Source organism: Enterobacter sp. P82 (assembly GCF_037053385.1).
Taxonomy (GTDB): domain Bacteria; phylum Pseudomonadota; class Gammaproteobacteria; order Enterobacterales; family Enterobacteriaceae; genus Enterobacter.
In genome coordinates this window covers 1,216,435-1,236,551 of record NZ_JBALHX010000001.1, presented here as the reverse complement: position 1 = coordinate 1,236,551, position 20,117 = coordinate 1,216,435, and the positions used below count along the sequence as shown (strand labels likewise).

Genomic DNA, 20,117 nt, shown 5'->3' with positions numbered 1-20,117 from the left:
TTTAAATCACTCCGTCACCACCGTCAGAACACCACACCTGACCGGATGTAAATGAACACTCATCCGAGGCCAGCGTGACATACAATGGCGCAATCTCGACGGGCTGGCCGGGACGTCCCAGCGGGGTGTCGCCACCGAACTCCTTCACTTTTTCCATCGGCTGACCGCCGCTGGATTGCAGCACTGTCCAGTAAGGGCCTGGGGCGACCGCGTTGACGCGAATGCCTTTCGGACCCAGCTGTTTGGCTAATGCTTTGGTAAATACCACCAGACAGGCTTTCGTCTGGGCATAATCCAGCAGCACGGGGCTGGGTTTCACCGCCTGCACGGAGGAGGTATTAATAATGACGCCTGGAGATTTCAGGTGGCGCAGAGCGGCTTTTGTGATCCAGAAAGGCGCATAAACATTCGTTTTAAATGTGGCGTCAAAATCTTCAGTGGTCAGTTCTTCTAGCGATTTCCGGAACTGCTGGCGACCGGCGTTATTCACCAGAATGTCCAGCCCGCCGAGTTGGGCGACGGCCTCATCGACCAGATTCTGGCAGAAAGTTTCGTCCCGGATATCGCCCGGAAGCGCGACGGCAGTGCGACCTTCAGCTTTAATCAGCTCGATAACATCCACTGCATCTTTCTTCTCTTCCGGCAGGTAATTGATGGCAACGTCGGCCCCTTCACGAGCATAGGCGATAGCCACCGCACGACCAATACCGGAGTCTCCGCCGGTAATCAGTGCTTTTTTGCCGGCCAGTCGGCCATGACCTTTATAGCTTTTCTCCCCGTGGTCGGGGACGGGTTGCATTTCGGATGCCAGTCCCGGTGGCGTTTGCGGCTGTTCCGGGAACGGGGGCTGCGGATAAGCGTTCGTACGTTGTTTTGTATCACTCATAGCTGACTCCTTAAGCCAAGGGGTGAGATTTGATGGATAACTGCAGCGTTAACGCTTCGCTGAATTATTTCTGCAAACGATCAACACGGACGACGGCAGGCGATGACTTTTTATCAAGCGAACCGTTGATACTGATCATCTGGTCGGGTTTTACCGTTCTGCCGTCGAAGACTGCCTGGGGAATAATAACGTCGATTTTTCCGGTTTTATCCTGAAATACAAACTTATCGCCGCTACCGTCAATAAGATTACCGCGTAATGAAATTGTCGCACCATCGTGCATTTGTTTTGCCTGAGTGATTGTCATAATACGCGCGTCATCGGTTCCTCGATATCCACTATCAAGCGAATGCGGTGGCGGCGGGGCTTCGCCTTTTTGTAATCCGCCGTTATTATCTGCCCAGGCGACTGGAGCCAGAAATATCAAAAAAGCAGAAATGCGTGATAATTTCATCGGATGTCCTTCATTTTGATTTCTTGACTTATTAAGTATTGTTGCTATTCCTTTATGTGGCAAATGTGATAAGTCCTAAAAACATTCGCGTTAGAAATCAAAATTATCGGATAATAAGCGAAACGGTGACGATGACCATGAAACGTGAAAATGAAAAGTTACCCGGGATAGATGAGAGTTATCGCTTGCTGACGTTTGAATACGCGTTTCGTCAGGTTGGTTTTATTGTTCTTTTGGGAGTTATTGTCGCGGCCATTGCCGGTCTGTTTTCAAGCGGGATGGTCAGCGACAAGGTCAAAACGAATTCCGCTAAGTCACTGACCATAAATTATGAACGCTTTGGCCGACGGGAGACAGAGACGCGGATGCAGCTCGTGTTTCCAGTGCAAACCGAGGGGAAGTATGTCCTCAGCATGACCAGCGAGAACAGTGATGTGTATGAACCCGACAGCATCTGGCCGCAGCCGGACACCATGTTCAGCCACGGCAAGACCCTTTTTTTTGTCTATAACAACCTGAAAAAGTCAGACTGCTTCTCTGTGCTATTCTTCACGACGCCTACCAGAGCCGGTAAATGGAACACTGTCATCCGCGTAAACAGCGAGCCGGAGATTAACATCTGGCAATTTATTTACCCCTAGGAGGCTGATATGGATATGGTCTTTCGCGCGCTGGCTATTTACCTGTTCCTTGTAGTGGTATTTAAAGTGGCCGGACGGCGCGCACTGCTGCAGATGACCAGCTTTGATCTCATTCTGCTCTTGATAATTAGTGAAGCCACACAGCAGGCGCTTCTTGGGCAGGATTTTTCTGTCACCGGTGCTATAATTACCATTACCACGCTGGTGGTGGTGGATATTATATTTGGGCTAATGAAGAAGTATTTTTCCCCGGTGGAAAACATTCTGGATGGTACGCCTGTGATTCTGGTTGAGAACGGCGTGCCGTTAATCGATAAACTGGAGAAAGTTGATGTGTCTTGTGATGATATTCTGGTGTCAGCACGTCAAAATAATGGAATTACAAAAATAAGCGACATTAAATATGCCATACTTGAACGCAATGGACATATTTCAATCATTCCTTTCGGGAAATAAGAGGCGGCAAGATGAGCAATCTTTTTCACCACAGTAATAATACAGTGGGTGAACTGACGAAAAAACTGGCGAGTAAATTAACCGATCTCGGGCTTCGCTTAACCACGGCAGAATCCTGCACGGGGGGAAAACTCTCGGTGGCGTTCTGCGCAGAAGAGAACACGGCCGAATTTTATGATGTCGGCCTCGTTGTGTTCAGCGATGAAGCCAAAGCGCGGATCCTCCGCGTGTGTCCTGAGACGCTAGCGCGATTTACTGCTGTGAGCGAACAGACGGTAAGCGAGATGGCCACCAGTATCCGCGACATTGCCCAGGCTGATATCAGCATCGCTATCAGCGGATACGCAGGCCCGGAAGGGGGCGACGATGGTACGGCGGCGGGAACGGTTTGCTTTGCGTGGAACATACGGAGCGAAACGAAGACCCGCACCGTGCTTTTCTCCGGTGACTGCCAGGATGTGGTGGAAAAAGCGGTGCATTACGCGCTGGCCGAGCTGGTGACGACATTGTCTGACGGGAATAACGGTTAAACTCACGAAATGGTGTGATAAATTGCATGATTTGCAGCCGATATAAAGTAAAAAATAATGTCTTTATAGCCAGGTAACGAAACCCTAAATAATTATAAGGATAATCCTCATAACAAAAGCGAGGCGAAAGGGCGGTTCCGCCTGGCCTGGCCAGGGGTGGGTAGCACACGGTTTGACCACTGTCGTTGTAAGATCACAAATCAGAAATTCTTCCCCCCAGAAGGAACGGGTTTCTCTACACTCCAGGTAATATTCACTGGAGGCATGACATCATGGCGAACACCATCACGGCTGATGACATTCGGGAACGCTTTTCGCAGGCTATGTCGGCGATGTACCAGCAGGAAGTTCCGCAATACGGCACTTTGCTCGAACTGGTCGCGGACGTAAACCTGGCGGTTCTGGAAAATAACCCGCTATTACATGAACAACTGGCTAATGCCGATGAACTGGCGCGCCTGAACGTGGAGCGCCACGGGGCGATCCGCGTCGGCACGGCACAGGAACTTTCAACCCTGCGTCGTATGTTTGCCATCATGGGCATGTACCCGGTCAGTTATTATGATCTCTCGCAGGCGGGGGTGCCGGTCCACTCAACAGCGTTTCGTCCGATAGACGATGCGGCGCTGTGCCGTAATCCGTTTCGTATCTTTACCTCGCTGCTGCGTCTTGAGCTGATTGAAAACGTTGCGCTGCGCGAACGTGCGGCGGATATCCTGTCACATCGGAACATCTTCACTCCGCGCTGTCTGGAACTGATCGATCTCCATGAGTCGGAAGGGCACTTTACTGACGCACAGGCGCACGAATTTGTGCAGGAAGCGCTGGAAACCTTCCGTTGGCATCGACATGCGACGGTCGATCAGGAAACCTATCTGGCGCTGCACAACGAGCACCGGCTTATTGCCGATGTGGTCTGCTTCCCGGGGTGCCATATTAACCACCTCACGCCGCGTACCCTGGATATCGACCGGGTGCAGGAGCTGATGCCGAAGTACGGTATCGAACCTAAAATTCTGATCGAAGGGCCGCCTCGTCGAGAGGTTCCCGTCTTATTGCGTCAGACCAGCTTTAAGGCGCTGGAAGAACCGGTTCTGTTTGCCGGTGAACATAAAGGCACCCACACCGCGCGCTTTGGCGAGATTGAACAGCGCGGCGTAGCCCTGACCCCGAAAGGTCGTGAACTGTACGATAGCCTGCTCGCACAGGCCGGTACCGGTAAAGATAACCTGACCCACCAGCTGCATTTGCGGGAGATCTTTAACGCTTTCCCGGACAGCGAAATGCTAATGCGTCGTCAGGAGCTGGCCTATTTCCGCTATCGTCTGACGCCTGCGGGGGAAGCGCATCGCCACGCGTTTCGTCCCGGAGACGATCCGCAGCCGCTGATTGAACGCGGGTGGGTGGTCGCTCAGCCAATTACTTACGAAGATTTCCTGCCGGTCAGTGCTGCCGGGATATTCCAGTCCAATCTCGGGAATGAAACCCAGGCGCGCAGCCACGGAAATGCCAGCCGTGATGCCTTTGAAGCAGCGCTGGGCTGCCTGGTGTTTGACGAGTTTACGCTTTATCAGGAGGCTGAAGTACGTAGCAAACAGCGTTGCGGTTTGCTCTGAAATCGATACTCTGCTGGGGTGTGATGGAAAATATAAGGTCGTTATGCAAAATCCTTCCGCCCCTGTGGTTGAAACGCGCTGCGGCGCATTGTCTGGTTTAACCGATGAAAATATCCATGTCTGGTGCGGTATTCCCTACGCCGCACCGCCCGTGGGCGAGTGGCGCTGGCGTTCCCCGCGACGGCCTGAACCGTGGGATGGACTTCGCGAAGCCACCGCCTTTTCGGCCTCAAGCTGGCAAAGCAGCGAGTATTGTCAGGAGCTAGGGGGCGGCGATCCGGGCCAGTTTTCTGAAGATTGTCTCTATCTCAACGTCTGGTCTCCCAAAGAGCGCGCGGAATCGCTTCCGGTGATGGTCTGGCTGCACGGCGGCGGGTTTACCATTGGTGCTGGGGGTCTGCCGCCCTATAACGGCAAAGCGCTGGCAACGCGCGGTGTGGTAGTGGTGACGATCAATTACCGACTCGGTCATCTTGGCTTTTTCGCCCATCCTGCACTGGAGGGCGAAGAAGATCGCGTCGTGCATAATTTTGCCCTGCTGGACCAGATTGCCGCACTCGAATGGGTGCGGGATAACATTGCCGCGTTTGGCGGCGATGCCAACAACGTGACCCTGTTTGGCGAATCCGCTGGCGCACGCAGCGTGCTTTCACTGCTGGCCTCTCCGTTGGCAGAAGGGTTGTTCCATAAAGCGATTGTACAAAGCGGTTACACCTTACCTGACACGCCGCGCGAGCAGGCATTGCAGAAAGGGGAAGCGCTGGCCGCCCATTTTGGCCTGGAGAATGCGACAGCCGAGGAACTACGCGCTATTCCGCCCGACGCGTTCTGGCCATTAACCGCACCGCTGAACATTGCCCCGGCACCCATCGTCGGGGATTGCGTGCTGCCGGAAGCGATGCTCGATGTCTTCTTCGCCGCCCGACAGCATCCTGTCCCGGTGATGATTGGCTCAAACAGCGATGAAGCCAGCGTGATGGCAGTGTTTGGCATCGATCTCGCCGGGCAAATCCAGAAACTGCGACGCGAACGTCGCTTTGGTCTTGGGCTGATTAAGCTGCTCTATCCTGGCGTCAAAGGGGACGAAGAGCTGGGCCGACAGGTGTGCCGCGACATGGCGTTCACGACAATGGGATATGTGGTGATGCAGGCTCAGCAGCGCATCGGCGGATTGTGCTGGCGTTACTGGTTTGATTACGTTGCGGAAGCGGAACATGCCACCTATATCAACGGTGCATGGCACGGCAACGAGGTTCCCTATGTGTTTGATACCCTCGGTCAGGTGGAACCGTCGCGTCAGTATGTCAATGCACGCGATCTCCAGTTTGCTGCCCACGTTGCCGATTACTGGGTAAGTTTCGCGCGTGACGCCGGGCGTCGCGACATCCTGCCGGGGCCTACACACTGGCCTGCATGCCGCAAAGGGCGGGACGTTATGTTACGTATCGGAGTGAATAAACATGCAGATTTCAGGCTTGAAAACCGCTTTATGCGCGCCCGTATGAGTCTCTTCAAGCGGGTGATGAAACATCACGTCAGCCTCGACTAAGCAAACAAGCGCGAAACGCCGCCAGCCCATTTTCCTCGCCGGGCGTTTCGCGCAGCACCAGGCGGTAGCTCGCGCCGGTTTTTATACTTGTCTCATAGGGCCGCGTTAGCCTTCCGGCGCGGACATCTTCTTCCACCAGCGTTTCGTCGGCAATGGCGACACCCAGCCCCTGAATGGCCGCCGTAATGGCGAGATCCATCGTATCGAAGTGTTGATTTTTGTGCATAACAAAACCCGGGCCTTCCTGTTTTGCCAGCCATAATGACCAGTCTGTCTTATCCCTCGTCGGGTGAAGAAATGTCAGCGTTCCCAGTGCGGCGCTCGCGCGCATGGGGCTAAGCACCGGGGTTAACGCCTCTTCAAACAGCAGGTCGCCAGCACTCATGTGTGTGCCGAACACAATAGCCGCGTCGTAAGATTCGGTTTTGAAATTAACGTTGTGATCGGTGGTGGTAGTCAATGCAATTTGCAGATCTGGCTGTTCACGCTCCACTTCCAGCAGACGGGGTACCAGCCAGCGCATTGCACAGGTGGGGGCTTTTAAGCGGATGACGGTTTGCTGGCTACGGGCCCGATCGGCCACCGTCAGCAATTGCTCAAAAGACGATTGCAGTTCAGGAAGCAGGGCACTTCCCTGTGGTGACAGCCGCAGCCCACGCGCATGACGCTCAAAGAGCGGAAAGCCAAACCACGCTTCAAGGGAAGCGATCTTGCGGCTCACGGCCCCCTGGGTCAGGCAAAGCTCAGCGGCGGCGTGGGTGAGGTTCAGGTGACGCGCGGTGACTAAAAATGCGTCGATGGCATTGAGCGGGAGCGAACGGCGCGACATATAAACACCTCAGCTATGCATTTTTCTCATGGCTATTATGACAACAATTCGATTGTCCCGACAACTCACTTGTTGTTTGAATAGTTATGCAATGTCCATGAGAAGGGAAAGAGGATGACTTTACGAACGCCGGTGCAAACACGCTCTAAATTGCCTGATGTGGGTACCACCATTTTTACCGTTATCGGCCAGCTTTCGGCGCAGCATAACGCGATTAACCTTTCTCAGGGCGCACCGAATTTTTCCTGCGACCCGAAATTGATTGCGGGTGTCACCCGCGCGATGGAGGCGGGACATAACCAGTATGCGGCGATGACCGGTCTTCAGCCGCTAAAAGAGCGTATCGCGGATAAAATTGCCACCCTCTACGGCACGCAGTATGACCCGGGTAGCGAAGTACTGGTTACTGCCAGCGCCAGCGAAGGACTTTATTCGGCAATCAGCGGGTTGGTGCACCCGGGCGATGAAGTGATTTACTTTGAACCGTCATTTGACAGTTACGCCCCGATTGTCCGACTGCAGGGGGCAACCCCGGTCGCCATCAAACTCACGGTGCCGGATTTTGCCGTCAACTGGGATGAAGTCCGTGCCGCGATCACCCCGCGTACGCGTATGATTATCATCAATACGCCGCACAACCCGAGCGGTCAGGTTTTCTCAGCTAATGACCTGCAGCAGCTGGCGGCGCTGACGCGCAATACCGATATCATTATTTTGTCTGACGAAGTGTACGAACACGTCGTTTTTGATGGGGAACCGCACCACGGGATGGCCACCCACCCGCAGCTGGCGGAGCGTAGCGTGATTATCTCATCTTTCGGAAAAACCTATCACGTCACCGGGTGGCGAGTGGGGTACTGTGTTGCCCCGGCGGTACTGATGGACGAGATTTGTAAAGTCCATCAATTTTTAATGTTTTCTGCCGATACGCCAATGCAGCATGCCTTTGCTGAACATATGGTCGACCCGCAAACCTGGCTGTCGCTGTCGGCGTTTTACCAGCGTAAGCGCGATCTGCTGCAAAGCCTGCTTGAGGATTCGCCGTTTACTCTGTTGCCGAGTGCCGGATCGTTCTTCATGCTGGCGGACTACAGCCAGTTTAGCGATGAGTGTGACAGCGAGCTGGTGAAACGACTCATCGTTGAGTACGGCGTTGCTACCATTCCGCTGTCGGCGTTTTATGCGGACGGTACGGATAATAAATTGATTCGTCTCTCTTTTGCGAAAGATGAGGCGACGTTACGGGCAGGTGCCCAGGCCCTGTGTCGGGTTAAACCACGCTGAGGAGTATTGGATGAAATTACGCGCGTTAGTTGTCGGCATGGGATTGCTGTGTACTTTTTCTTCCTTCGCGGCTACCGAGCTGCGTTACGGTCTGGAAGCGGAATATCCGCCGTTTGAGAGCCGTAATGCGGCGGGCGAACTGGAAGGGTTTGACGTTGAACTGGGGAATGCCATTTGTAAAGCCGCAGCGCTGAAGTGCACCTGGGTTGAAACCTCGTTTGATGCGTTGATTCCGGGGCTGGTGGCGAAGAAATTCGACGCGATCAACTCGGCGATGAATATCACCGAACAGCGCCGCAAGAGTATTGATTTTACCCAACCGATCTACCGTATTCCGTCGCAGCTGGTCGGTAAGGCCGGAACGGCGGTAGAGGCGACTCCCGAAGGGCTGAAGGGAAAAACCATCGGTGTGCTGCAGGGATCCATTCAGGAAACCTATGCGAAAGAGCACTGGGAAAAGCAGGGTGTCACCGTGGTGTCTTATAAAGATCAGAATATGGCCTGGGGCGATCTGCTGAATGGTCGTATCGACGCCTCGCTGGTTATGTCCGCGGCCGGGCAGGCAGGTTTCCTCAGCAAGCCGCAGGGGAAAGGGTTTGGCTTCATCGGCAAACCGGTGTCTGACGACACTATCCTCGGCAGTGGGATCGGTTTTGGGTTGCGTAAAGGGGATGAGGTCACCAAAAAGCAACTTGATGCCGCGATTGATAAAGTACGTGCCGACGGCACGATCGCTAAACTCGCTGATAAGTACTTCCCGGGTATCGATGTCAGCGTAAAATAACCGCCTCATTGGCCCCGTCAGTTGATGTCCTGACGGGGCATTTTTATACACATTTTCCTGGCTTTCTTTACACCACTTTCGGGCCGTTCTGGTCGACAGAAAATATTTCACACTTTGTTCATATAATCACCGGCCAACAATTGGATTCTTAACCATTTTTGTTTAGGCTGTGCGTTCTTTCTTGCCGTCATTTCGCCGAGCGCGAAACACATTCACACGACCATAAGGACGTTTTTCCAGGCATGAATCGCAGACGTTTTCTAAAAGGCTCGCTGGCAGTGGCAGCCCTGAGCGGCACATCTGGCCTTGCTTCCCTGTTTTCCAAAGCGGCATACGCTGCCGACTCTGACATTGCTGACGGTCAGAGCCGTCGTTTTGACTTCTCCGTACTGCAATCCATGGCGCATGACCTGGCGAAAACCCCATGGGGTGGTGCGCCGCGCCCGCTGCCGGACACGCTGGCCACCATGACACCGCAGGCGTACAACGCCATCCGCTACGATGAAAAGCAGTCTCTGTGGAATAACATTGAAGGGCGTCAACTGGACGTACAGTTCTTCCATATGGGAATGGGCTTCCGTCGCCGCGTGCGGATGTTCTCGCTCGACCAGTCTACTTCTATGGCGCGCGAGATCCACTTCCGTCCGGAGCTGTTCAGCTATGGTGAAACGGGTGTGGATACCAAACAGCTGGAGGGGCAAAGCGATCTCGGCTTTGCGGGCTTCCGTGCGTTTAAAGCTCCTGAACTGGCGCGTCGCGATATCGTCTCTTTCCTCGGTGCGAGTTATTTCCGCGCAGTTGATGACACCTACCAATATGGTCTTTCCGCACGTGGTCTGGCGGTGGATACCTTTACCGACACGCCGGAAGAGTTCCCGGATTTCACCTCGTTCTGGTTTGAAACCGTCAAACCTGGCGACACAACTTTTACCGTTTATACGCTGCTGGACAGCCCAAGCATCACCGGTGCTTATAAATTCGTGATCCACTGCGAGAAGAGCCAGGTGATTATGGAGGTGGAAAACCATCTCTATGCGCGTAAGGATATTAAGCAACTCGGCATCGCGCCGATGACCAGCATGTTCAGCTGCGGCAATAACGAACGCCGCATGTGTGACACCATTCACCCGCAAATTCATGACTCCGACCGTCTGGCAATGTGGCGAGGCAACGGGGAGTGGATCTGTCGTCCGCTGAACAACCCGCAGAAGCTGCAGTTCAATGCCTATATGGACAAAAACCCGAAAGGGTTCGGCCTGCTGCAACTTGATCGCGATTTCTCGCACTATCAGGACGTGATGGGCTGGTATAACAAACGTCCAAGCCTGTGGGTTGAGCCGCGCAATGACTGGGGCAAAGGCTCAGTTGGCCTGATGGAAATCCCGACCACGGGTGAAACGCTGGATAACGTGGTTTGTTTCTGGCAGCCAGAAAAAGCCGTCAAAGCAGGCGACGAGCTGGACTTCAAATATCGCCTTTACTGGAGTGCCATGCCGCCAGTGCGTTCTCCGCTGGCAACGGTCTTCGCGACCCGCACCGGTATGGGTGGCTTCCCGGAAGGTTGGGCACCCGGCGAAAATTACCCGAAAGTGTGGGCCCGTCGCTTCGCTATCGACTTCGTCGGTGGCGACCTGAAAGCGGCTGCACCAAAAGGCATCGAGCCGGTCATTACGCTCTCCAGCGGTGAAGCGAAGCAGGTTGAGATCCTTTACGTTGAACCGTTTGACGGCTATCGCATTCTGTTTGACTGGTATCCAACATCCGATTCGACAGATCCAGTGGACATGCGTTTGTTCCTGCGCTGCCAGGGCGATGCCATCAGTGAAACCTGGCTGTATCAGTATTTCCCGCCAGCACCGGACAAACGTCAGTACGTTGATGACAGGGTAATGCGTTAACGATCAATACCCTCTCCCCAAGGGAGAGGGTTAGGGTGAGGGGTCATGACCGCAGCACAATCCGAAATTATCCCGGTGTCTGACACTGTCGAACTTCGCGCCGTCGAAGAGCTTTATGCCGCCGAACTGCACAGCCTCGTCGTCAAAAACAGAACCTTTCTGCAAACCGCCTTTGACTGGGCGCAGCACATTGGCAGCGAAGAAGATACCCGCCGTAACGTGCAGAGTAACCAGATGCTGCACCAGCGCGGCTACGCCAAAATGTTTTTGATCTTTAAGGATGATGGGCTGGTCGGCGTGCTGTCGTTTAACACGATTGAACCGGCCAACAAAGCCGGGTACATCGGCTACTGGCTGGATGAAGCGCATCAAGGGCAGGGGATCCTCTCTCAGTCATTGCAGGCGTTTATGCGTTACTACGCTGAACGCGGTGAAATCCGTCGTTTTGTGATTAAGTGTCGGGTCGCGAATCAGCACAGCAACAAAGTTGCCCTGCGCAACGGTTTTACGCTGGAAGGTTGCCTGCGGGAAGCGGAATTCCTCAATGGTCATTTCGATGATGTGAACATCTACGGCAAGATTTATACGCTATAGCGCGCCCAGCAGGGGCGTGCGGGTAATGCGCTGGTTGCCATTAATGACCTTTTCGCCGCGCAGATGAATATTCTCACCGGCAAACGCTTCAATCACCGCATCGTCGGTGATTTCAACCCGGTGCTCAATCAGCACATCGCCGCTGATCCTCGCCCGTCCCTGAATCACGACTTTATCATCCAGCATGATCGGCCCACCGCGTAGCCATGCCTGTCCCCCAATCAGAACGTGGTGTTTTATGATGCAGTTTCCTTCTACCACCGCATCCTCCGCGACCTGAGAGCTGTAGCGCACCGTCGGAATGGCATCGTCATCAAAACCGGCAATCACGCGGGCATTGCCATAGACCTTTGCGCAGTCGCACACCCAGACGTTATTGAGAGCGTTGCCTTCGAGGATTGCGTTGTCGAATATTTCGGCGCGGTGCTCAACAAAGGCATCATTCACCAGCGCATCGCCGTAAATTTGCGCCTGATGCACAATGCGTGACTGGCTGACCGTCGCGTTATCATAGATTTGCAGGATCTGTTCATGGTCCGGCGTCAGGCCTTTGGCGGCAATAACGACGCTGTTGTGAAGCACGCGGGCATTGCCATAAATATGACATTCACCCCGAACACAGGAGTGCTGAATGGTGACGTTGTCACTTATTCGGGCTCCATGGCTGACTTCAGCCTCGTCCAGCCAGCAATTGTCGCCGATATGCGCTTCGTGGCTGATGATGCAAGGCAGGGTAAGCCGCGCGTTGCCGGATACGGTGGCACCGGCGAACACCACGCTGTTTTCGTCGTAGATCCAACAGTCACCGTCTTGTGCGAGGGCGCGCTCATCGTCAATCCATCCACCTTTCGTACCTATCGTCACGTCGTTAAACTCCGCCGTGGCGATAATTTGCCGTAATGTGGTCGTGTGGGTTGTTTCGCCATTTTTCCATTGCCAAAGGCGTGTATCGTCGCTCAGGCGATATTTGTTCATCTTGATCTCTCTGATAACCGTCTTAACTAAACGTAGCAAATTTTTCGATTTTCGAACGGTGGCAACCAGACGGCAAACGCCTTAAAATGGCATTCAAAATGCACTTTAAATTTATGCAGGATCAGGAAAAAATAATGACCGTCGATGAGAAATACTTCACAGAGAAATATGGCTTAACCCGAACGCATTCCGAGGTGCTGTTCAGTGCTGAAAGGGTTAAACCGGGTAAAACCCTGGATCTGGGCTGTGGCAATGGCCGTAACAGCCTCTACCTTGCCGCTAATGGTCACGAGGTGACAGCCTGGGATAAAAACCCGCTGAGCATTGATAATATCGAGCGCATCAAGGCCGAAGAAGGGATCGACAACCTCCACACGGCGATAAAAGATCTCAACACCCTGAGTTTCGACGGTGAATATGATTTTATTTTGTCCACCGTCGTGCTGATGTTCCTGGATGCAAAAACCATCCCGGGTCTTATCGCCAATATGCAGCGCTGCACTACACCAGGCGGCCACAACCTGATTGTCGCCGCCATGGATACGACTGATTATCCGTGTACCGTCGGCTTCCCGTTTGCGTTTAGAACGGGTGAACTGAGCAACTACTATGAAGGCTGGGAGTTGCTCAAATACAACGAAGACGTTGGTGAACTGCACCGCACCGATGAAAACGGTAACCGCATTAAGCTGCGCTTTGCCACCCTGCTGGCGCGTAAGCCCACTTAACGGGCGGCCAGCAGGCAGAGTTGCAGAGCTGTCTGGTAAGAGGCCTCGAAAGACGACAGCGGCAGAAATTCAAACCTCGAGTGGAAGTTATGCGCCCCGGTGAAGAAGTTCGGCGTGAGCAGTCCTTTTGCTGAGAGTGCTGCACCGTCTGTGCCGCCGCGCATTGGCGTTGGTTTAGGCGTGATGCCGAGCGATTCCATCGCTTCAAACATCAGGTCGATGGCGCGCCTGTCTTCGCCAATCGCATTGCTGATATTGCTGTAGGTATCTTCAATGCGATAATCCACGTTGGCCGTTGGATATTGGGCGGCAATCAGTGCGGCCACGTCGGCAATCTGCTGCTTGCGGGCGGCAAAACGCGTTTTATCAAAATCACGGATATTCGCTTTGAGGACGGCCTCGTTTTGTCCCGCCTGAATGCCGTTAAACCAGATATACCCCTCACGACCTTCGGTACACTCGGGCGTTTGCTGGCGGTCAAAATGGTTGAGGTAATCGGTCGCCATCAGCAGGGGGTTCACCAGCACGCCTTTGGCGGACATGGGGTGTGCCGTTACGCCGGTAAAGCGGATCTCCGCTGCCGCGGCGTTAAAGTTTTCATAGACAATTTCCCCCAGCTCGCAGCAATCAATTGTCCAGGCAAAATCAACGTCGAAGCGTTTCAGATCGAGCGCCTTCGCGCCGCACAGGCCAATTTCTTCATCCGGGACAAATGCGACCACAATGTCGCCGTGTTGATGCTCCGCGGTCAGGTTTTCCAGCACGGTCATGACTACGGTAACGGCTGATTTATTGTCTGCGCCCAAAACGCTGGTTCCGTCGCTGAAAATAATCTCCTCATCAGGGTAGGCCAGAATTTCCGGGTGCTCTTTTACGCGTAACCAAATGTCTTTGTCTTTATTCAGACAGAGGTCTTCACCTGTAAATGTTAATATCTGCGGATGAATATCGGGCGATAAACCCACGTCGACGGTATCAATATGGGTAATAAAACCAATACGCGGCGCACCGGCGACGTTACCTTTTTTCACCGCGGTCACCGTGGCGAATTCATCAATCACAATGTCGTCTAACCCCAGCTGTGCCAGCTCCTGAGCAAGCTCCCGCGCCATGTTGTGTTGGCCTGGCGTAGAGGGCAACGTTTTTACTCTGGCATCGCTCTGGCTGGTGATGGAGAGATAGCGAAAAAAGCGGTGCGTTAATTGTCTGGAAAGTGGCGAGCCCATAGTGATTTATTCCTTATTTATTTTTCAGGTGTTTGCCACTTCACTTTAATGTTATTTATGAAATGGCAAAAGAATTAATTAGCCGTCGAATTAAAAAGACAGGAATAAATGATGAAAAGCAAACTCACAATCTTAACGCTTGCTCTTGCGGCGCTCACCGTCAGTTCCACTGTCGCTGCGAAAACGCTGGTGTATTGTTCCGAAGGATCGCCGGAAAACTTTAATCCTCAGTTATACACGTCGGGCACCAGCGTGGATGCCAGTGCCGTACCTGTTTATAACCGGCTGGTCGATTTCAAACCTGGCACCACGGAGCTGGTACCCAGTCTGGCAGAGAGCTGGGAGGTCAGCGACGACGGTAAAGTCTATACCTTCCATCTGCGCAAGGGGGTGAAATTCCAGAGCAATAAATTGTTCATACCGACCCGTGACTTTAACGCCGATGACGTCATCTTCTCGTTTATGCGGCAGAAAGATGTGAATCATCCTTACCATAACGTCTCTAACGGCAGCTATTCCAATTTCGAAAGTCTGGAGTTTGGCAGTCTGATAACCGCCATTGATAAAGTCGATGACCACACAGTGCGCTTTACGCTGGCACACCCGGAGGCGCCGTTTGTCGCGGATCTGGCATGGTATTTTGCCTCGATCCTCTCTGCGGAGTATGCCGACGCGATGCTGAAAGCGGGGACACCAGAGAAGGTGGATATGGAGCCGATTGGCACCGGGCCGTTTAAGCTCACACAGTATCAGAAGGACTCTCGCATCCTTTTCACCGCGTTTGCAGACTACTGGCAGGGTAAATCGAAACTCGATCGGCTGGTGTTTACCATCACGCCGGATGCTTCAGTACGATTTGCCAAAATCGAAAAGAACGAATGTCAGGTGATGCCGTTCCCGAACCCAGCCGATCTGCCGCGTATGAAGGCGAACAAAGACATCAACCTGATGAGCAAGGCAGGGCTGAACACTGGTTTTCTGGCGTTTAACACCCAAAAGCCACCGCTGGATAACGTGAAGGTTCGCCAGGCGCTGGCCATCGCCATCAACAAATCAGCCATCATTGACGCGGTGTTCCATGGCACGGGGACCGCCGCGAAGAACCTGCTGCCGCCAGGGGTATGGAGTGCCGACAGTGAACTTAAGGATTACGATTACGATCCGGAAAAGGCAAAGGCGCTGCTGAAAGAGGCTGGTTTTGCAAACGGGGTGAACATTGATTTGTGGGCAATGCCGGTGCAGCGTCCGTACAACCCGAATGCGAAACGTATGGCCGAAATGATTCAGGCCGACTGGGCGAAAGTGGGCGTACAAACTCACATTGTCACCTATGAATGGGGTGAATACCTCAAGCGCGTGAAGGGCGGGGAGCATCAGGCTGCGCTGATGGGCTGGACGACCGCAACGGGCGATCCTGACAACTTCTTTGGTCCGCTATTTACCTGCACCTCTGCAAATGGCGGTTCGAATTCGGCGAAGTGGTGCTATAAGCCGTTTGATAAAATTATTGCGGAGGCAAAAACAATAACCGATCACGATAAACGTGTGGCGCTCTATAAAGAGGCTCAGCAGATGATGCATGACCAGATGCCAGCGGTGATGATTGCGCATTCAACCATTTTTGAACCGGTGCGCAAAGAGGTGACGGGTTATGAAATTGACCCGTTTGGTAAACATCTGTTCTGGCAACTGGATATACATCAGTAATTTTTCACTGCCCGGCACGCATCCGGGCAGTCTTTTTGCAATTTGTGCTCCCGACATCATTTTTTGTCACAACAAACCCCCCAGTCTTTTGCTATAACTTCAAATGCATACTTGCAGATAACATGGAAAACCATCATGCGTACTCAAACTTTTTTTAAAGTTGCAGTGCTTACTGGTCTGTTGGCTTTGGCGGGCTGTTCATCAAAAGTGGCCGCTCCCGATCAATACTCAGGCTTTTTAAAAGACTATTCTGGTTTAAAGGAAACAACTTCTGCAACGGGTAAACCGACCTTACGTTGGGTTGATCCGTCATATAACGAAGCTAATTATGACAATATTGTCTGGAACCCGATTACTTATTATCCGGCTCCAAAACCAACCACACAGATTGGTCAAAAAACACTGGATGAGCTGCTGAGTTATACCAACAACAAAATGAAAACCTCGATTGGTCAGCGTAAACCGATCGTTACCACACAAGGGCCGCGTAGCCTGATCTTCCGTGGTGCGATTACAGGTGTAACCTCTAAGCAAGAAGGTTTGCAGTTCTATGAAGTGGTGCCAGTGGCACTGGTTGTTGCGGGTACGCAAATGGCGACCGGTCACCGCACAATGGATACCCACCTGTACTTTGAAGGTGAGTTGATTGATGCAAAAACCGGTAAACCTGTTATTAAAGTGGTTCGTAAAGGCGAAGGTAAAGAGCTGACGAACAAAAATACTCCAATGGGCTTTGCAACCCTGAAACAGGTTGTTGATGACATGGCGACCGATGCCACCATGTTTGACGTGAAAAAGACCATGAAATAACCAAGAAATAACCAGGAAAGGCCTGCATTGCGCAGGCCTTATTTATTTACGCTGTTCGTAAGCGCCTGATCCAGGTTTCGGGTTTAGTAAACATCACCATATTCCCCCCCAGAATCAGCAACAATCCGACGATACCGTTAATATGCCACACGTAACCTTCATAAACCGTTGAGATGGAGAGGGCGACCAGCGGGAAGAGCAGCGTACTGTATGCTGCTTTACCAGGGCCAATACGTCCCACCAGCGTAAAGTAAGCGCCGAAAGCAATCACCGAACCAAACAGGGCCAGATAGAGCAGCGCACCAATGTAGCTCACCGTCCATTCCGGGGTGAAACTGTCGCCTCTGAAGAGGGCAATGCAGCCCATCACCAGTGTGCCATACAGCATCGCCCAGGCGTTGGTAGTCATAGTTTCAAGGCCTTTACGCTGATGGCGCATGCTGATCATATTGCCCAGCGAGAAACCGTAGGTACCGAGTGCGGAAAGACCAATACCTGTCAGGAGTGATGTGCTCCAGCCGCTGGCCAGAAGGTCGTCCCAGAAGAGGGTGATAATACCAATTAGCCCCAGAGCCGCTGCGGTCCAGAACCGCGCTGGTGGGCGTTGGCCGAAGAAAATAAAGCTGTTAATGGCGTTATAGAGCACCGCCATTGAGAAAATCACCGATTCCAGCCCGGTGTTGATATGCGAGGCCGCGGTATAAAAGCACCAGAAGTTAAAGCAAAAAACGCAGCATCCCTGAAGTATGCAAAACAGATGATCCCGCAGCGCCAGTTTGCGCAATCGACGCAGGACGAGTAACACCACCATCATCGTGAGGCTGGCAACCGCGAAGCGCCAGAAAATGGATACGGGTGCTGCCACAGGACCCTGCTGCAGGAAAATTGCAATCCAGGTGGTTCCCCAGATAATAACCACCAGTCCGTATAATAATGCGTTCATACTTTTTCTCTTCTCAAACCACGGAAGTGGGCAGTATGGCGCGCTGATCCACAAGGGGCTTGCACTGCCTTGCGGTAGACTTGCAAATTCTTGCGCTTTTTTCTTTTATGGGGACTGGCAACCGGCGGCAACAATTCTTAGACTGATATTCTGATCAATAACACGCTAACGGTTATGTCTCACGCTTACGATACCTTTGAAACGCTGTGCCAACAGAATGCAGTCCTGCGGGAAACCGTCTCGCTGAACTCGGGTATTCAGCTGGCAGCGTGGTACAACAAGCACGATACGATAACGGTAAAAAGCAATCATCATACCCTTAGCCTGTACGTGGCTGACGGTTACGAAAGTTATCAAAAAACGCCGGGCGGCTGGAAAAATGGCGGTGGTCCGGATCGTTTCTGTTTGATGCCCAAAGAGAGCGAATCAACGTGGGATATCCGGGATGACCTGTCGTTTGTGCATCTCTACTGCACCGATGAACATCTGCGCGACGTGGGGGAAAAAATCTGGGACAAGCGGCCACTTTCGCTGACCCTGGACGAGCGTATATTCGGCAGCGATCCGAAGATAACTGCGCTGTACCGTCAGTTTTTACTCGGCTGCGACTGGCAGCAGCACGCCAACCAGCTCACCCTGAGCACGGCCTCTACGCTGCTGTTAACCCATCTGCTGCAAAACTACTCAAACGTTCAGTGGAAGCTGCCGGTTGTCACGGGCGGGTTATCCCCCTTCGTTCTGCGTAACGTGCTGGCCTTTATCGAAGAGAACCTGGGGCAGCCGCTGACGCTGGCAGAACTGGCGGCGCAGGCCGCCCTCAGCGAATACCATTTTGCCCGCATGTTCCGCCAGTCGACGGGGCTGGCGCCGCATCAGTACGTGATGCAGCGCAGAATGGAAAAGGCGAAAGCGCTGGTACAACACACGACGACACCGCTGACGGACATCGCGCTCGCCTGCGGGTTTAACTCCGCCAGCCACTTCAGTAACCGTTTTCGCAGCGTGACGGGAATGACGCCCTCACAGCTACGTGCGGCGAGTGCGTGATAACAGGGCGTAGCATACTCCTCCCAGAACCAGTCCCCAGAATGCCGAACCAATGCCCAGGAGCGTCACACCGCTCGCTGTCATCAGGAATGTGACTATCGCTGCGTCACGTTCCGCTTCGTGATTCAGTGCCTGATACAGACTCCCGCTGATGGTCCCCAGTAACGCCAGACCTGCCAGCGTCTGGATCCAACTGAGCGGTAGCGCCGTCATGATTGTAGTAATAGAACCACCGAAAATACCGGCTAACAGATAAAATCCCCCGGCAGCGATGGCTGCCAGCCAGCGTTTAGCTGCATCCGGGTGCGCATCCGGGCTCTGACAAATGGCGGCGGTAATCGCCGCGATACAGATGGAAAAGACGCCAAAGGGCGAGAACAGCAGTGCCAGCCCGCCTGTAAAGATGATGAGCGGCGAAACCGCCAGTGGGTAGCCGGAGGCTTTCATCGTGGCGAACCCAGGGGCATTTTGAGAGGCCATAGTCACCAGGAAGAAAGGGATACCCACGCTCACCAGGCTGGTGAAGGTGAAGGAGGGGGCAATAAACTCTGGCATAACGAGGGAAAGGGTGAATTTATCCGTGACAACGTCACCACCCGCCCAGGCCACGATGCCGCCTGCCAGAAGCGTAACCACAATGGCATAGCGGGGGGCCAGCGCTTTTGCCATTAGCCACGCGGCGATCATGCTGCCGCACAGCAGAAAGTGCCCCTCCAGATGGGCAAACGCATGCAGCCCAAACTGCAAAAGCACCCCTGCCAGCATGGCAGCCGCAAGCGAATGGGGGATCAGCTTCATCAGCCTGGCGAATAACCCGGTGATGCCGCAGAGTAAAATGAGCGCATTGGCAAAGATGAACACGCCGATTGTTTCAGCCAGCGTGACACCGTGCAGGCTGGTCGCGAGCAGCGCCGCACCGGGCGTTGACCAGGCGGTAAGCACTGGCGCTTTATACCACCAGGAAAGCACCAGCGTGCTGACTCCCATCCCGATCCCGAGTGCCGTCATCCAGCCCGCAATCTGTTGCGCATTTGCGCCGGCTGCCGCTGCGGCTTGCCAGATGATGGCAGCAGAACTGGCGTAGCCGACCAGGACGGCGACAAAACCCGACAGAACGGCTGGAACAAGGTGTGTTGAAGAAGCGCGCATGGAAACTCCGT

General features: G+C 53.4%; 20 protein-coding genes. 13 read left to right on the top strand and 7 right to left on the bottom strand.

Annotated features, from left to right (window positions below; translation table 11 throughout):
• Position 1 precedes the first annotated feature (1 nt).
• Positions 2 to 886, bottom strand: coding sequence for an SDR family oxidoreductase (locus tag WB237_RS05790; protein ID WP_336211324.1), 885 nt, complete (start codon positions 884 to 886; stop codon positions 2 to 4).
• Between the two features lie 64 nt (positions 887 to 950).
• Positions 951 to 1,340, bottom strand: coding sequence for a YdeI family stress tolerance OB fold protein (locus WB237_RS05785; RefSeq protein WP_114977284.1), 390 nt, complete (start codon positions 1,338 to 1,340; stop codon positions 951 to 953).
• Positions 1,341 to 1,477: 137 nt separating this feature from the next.
• Between WB237_RS05785 and WB237_RS05780 the strand changes: the two genes are divergently transcribed.
• The 5 genes from WB237_RS05780 to WB237_RS05760 all read left to right on the top strand — a co-directional run bounded on the left by WB237_RS05780 (position 1,478) and on the right by WB237_RS05760 (position 6,132).
• Positions 1,478 to 1,981: a hypothetical protein gene (locus tag WB237_RS05780; protein ID WP_336213490.1), complete on the top strand. Its 504-nt coding sequence runs from the start codon at positions 1,478 to 1,480 to the stop codon at positions 1,979 to 1,981.
• Positions 1,982 to 1,990: 9 nt separating this feature from the next.
• Positions 1,991 to 2,437 carry a DUF421 domain-containing protein gene (locus tag WB237_RS05775; protein ID WP_336211320.1) on the top strand — a complete coding sequence of 149 codons (447 nt, stop codon included), beginning with the start codon at positions 1,991 to 1,993 and terminating at the stop codon, positions 2,435 to 2,437.
• A gap of 11 nt (positions 2,438 to 2,448) precedes the next feature.
• Positions 2,449 to 2,967, top strand: a complete 519-nt coding sequence (locus tag WB237_RS05770; RefSeq protein ID WP_336211317.1) for a 2-oxo-tetronate isomerase — start codon at positions 2,449 to 2,451, stop codon at positions 2,965 to 2,967.
• Positions 2,968 to 3,239: 272 nt separating this feature from the next.
• On the top strand, positions 3,240 to 4,583 hold the full coding sequence (gene hglS / locus WB237_RS05765; protein ID WP_336211314.1) for a 2-oxoadipate dioxygenase/decarboxylase HglS: 1,344 nt from the start codon (positions 3,240 to 3,242) through the stop codon (positions 4,581 to 4,583).
• Positions 4,584 to 4,626: 43 nt separating this feature from the next.
• Positions 4,627 to 6,132, top strand: a complete 1,506-nt coding sequence (locus tag WB237_RS05760; protein ID WP_336211311.1) for a carboxylesterase/lipase family protein — start codon at positions 4,627 to 4,629, stop codon at positions 6,130 to 6,132.
• Here WB237_RS05760 and WB237_RS05755 read toward each other — a convergent pair.
• Positions 6,119 to 6,961, bottom strand: coding sequence for a LysR family transcriptional regulator (locus WB237_RS05755; protein WP_336211301.1), 843 nt, complete (start codon positions 6,959 to 6,961; stop codon positions 6,119 to 6,121). The two genes, WB237_RS05760 and WB237_RS05755, sit on opposite strands and share 14 nt — an antisense overlap.
• 114 nt (positions 6,962 to 7,075) lie before the next feature.
• Here WB237_RS05755 and WB237_RS05750 point away from each other — a divergent pair, with 114 nt between their 5' ends.
• The 4 genes from WB237_RS05750 (at position 7,076) to rimL (ending at position 11,521) form a co-directional block, all read left to right on the top strand.
• Positions 7,076 to 8,245: a pyridoxal phosphate-dependent aminotransferase gene (locus tag WB237_RS05750; protein ID WP_108089944.1), complete on the top strand. Its 1,170-nt coding sequence runs from the start codon at positions 7,076 to 7,078 to the stop codon at positions 8,243 to 8,245.
• 10 nt (positions 8,246 to 8,255) lie between these two features.
• Positions 8,256 to 9,029 carry a transporter substrate-binding domain-containing protein gene (locus tag WB237_RS05745; protein WP_336211298.1) on the top strand — a complete coding sequence of 258 codons (774 nt, stop codon included), beginning with the start codon at positions 8,256 to 8,258 and terminating at the stop codon, positions 9,027 to 9,029.
• 242 nt (positions 9,030 to 9,271) lie between these two features.
• Positions 9,272 to 10,927: a glucan biosynthesis protein D gene (locus WB237_RS05740; protein WP_129995835.1), complete on the top strand. Its 1,656-nt coding sequence runs from the start codon at positions 9,272 to 9,274 to the stop codon at positions 10,925 to 10,927.
• 45 nt (positions 10,928 to 10,972) lie between these two features.
• Positions 10,973 to 11,521: a 50S ribosomal protein L7/L12-serine acetyltransferase gene (gene rimL, locus WB237_RS05735; protein ID WP_336211292.1), complete on the top strand. Its 549-nt coding sequence runs from the start codon at positions 10,973 to 10,975 to the stop codon at positions 11,519 to 11,521.
• Here the strand turns inward: rimL and ydcK are convergent.
• Complete coding sequence (gene ydcK, locus WB237_RS05730; RefSeq protein ID WP_336211289.1) at positions 11,516 to 12,496, bottom strand: YdcK family protein; 981 nt, start codon at positions 12,494 to 12,496, stop codon at positions 11,516 to 11,518. The two genes, rimL and ydcK, sit on opposite strands and share 6 nt — an antisense overlap.
• Positions 12,497 to 12,630: 134 nt before the next feature.
• Between ydcK and tehB the strand changes: the two genes are divergently transcribed.
• Positions 12,631 to 13,224 (top strand): tellurite resistance methyltransferase TehB, encoded by a 594-nt coding sequence (tehB, locus tag WB237_RS05725; RefSeq protein WP_336211287.1) that lies wholly within the window; start codon positions 12,631 to 12,633, stop codon positions 13,222 to 13,224.
• Here tehB and pepT read toward each other — a convergent pair.
• Positions 13,221 to 14,450 (bottom strand): peptidase T, encoded by a 1,230-nt coding sequence (pepT, locus tag WB237_RS05720; protein WP_336211284.1) that lies wholly within the window; start codon positions 14,448 to 14,450, stop codon positions 13,221 to 13,223. The two genes, tehB and pepT, sit on opposite strands and share 4 nt — an antisense overlap.
• Positions 14,451 to 14,561: 111 nt before the next feature.
• Between pepT and WB237_RS05715 the strand changes: the two genes are divergently transcribed.
• Entirely contained in the window at positions 14,562 to 16,157 is a 1,596-nt protein-coding gene (locus tag WB237_RS05715; RefSeq protein WP_336213488.1) for an ABC transporter substrate-binding protein, read from the top strand.
• A gap of 135 nt (positions 16,158 to 16,292) precedes the next feature.
• Positions 16,293 to 16,967: a DUF3313 domain-containing protein gene (locus WB237_RS05710; protein WP_336211281.1), complete on the top strand. Its 675-nt coding sequence runs from the start codon at positions 16,293 to 16,295 to the stop codon at positions 16,965 to 16,967.
• 46 nt (positions 16,968 to 17,013) lie between these two features.
• Here WB237_RS05710 and WB237_RS05705 read toward each other — a convergent pair whose 3' ends face one another.
• On the bottom strand, positions 17,014 to 17,910 hold the full coding sequence (locus WB237_RS05705) for a DMT family transporter (RefSeq protein WP_336211278.1): 897 nt from the start codon (positions 17,908 to 17,910) through the stop codon (positions 17,014 to 17,016).
• Positions 17,911 to 18,084: 174 nt separating this feature from the next.
• Between WB237_RS05705 and WB237_RS05700 the strand changes: the two genes are divergently transcribed.
• Positions 18,085 to 18,957 carry a helix-turn-helix transcriptional regulator gene (locus tag WB237_RS05700; RefSeq protein WP_336211275.1) on the top strand — a complete coding sequence of 291 codons (873 nt, stop codon included), beginning with the start codon at positions 18,085 to 18,087 and terminating at the stop codon, positions 18,955 to 18,957.
• Here WB237_RS05700 and WB237_RS05695 read toward each other — a convergent pair.
• Positions 18,937 to 20,106: a benzoate/H(+) symporter BenE family transporter gene (locus tag WB237_RS05695; RefSeq protein ID WP_336211271.1), complete on the bottom strand. Its 1,170-nt coding sequence runs from the start codon at positions 20,104 to 20,106 to the stop codon at positions 18,937 to 18,939. The genes WB237_RS05700 and WB237_RS05695 overlap by 21 nt on opposite strands.
• Positions 20,107 to 20,117 lie beyond the last annotated feature (11 nt).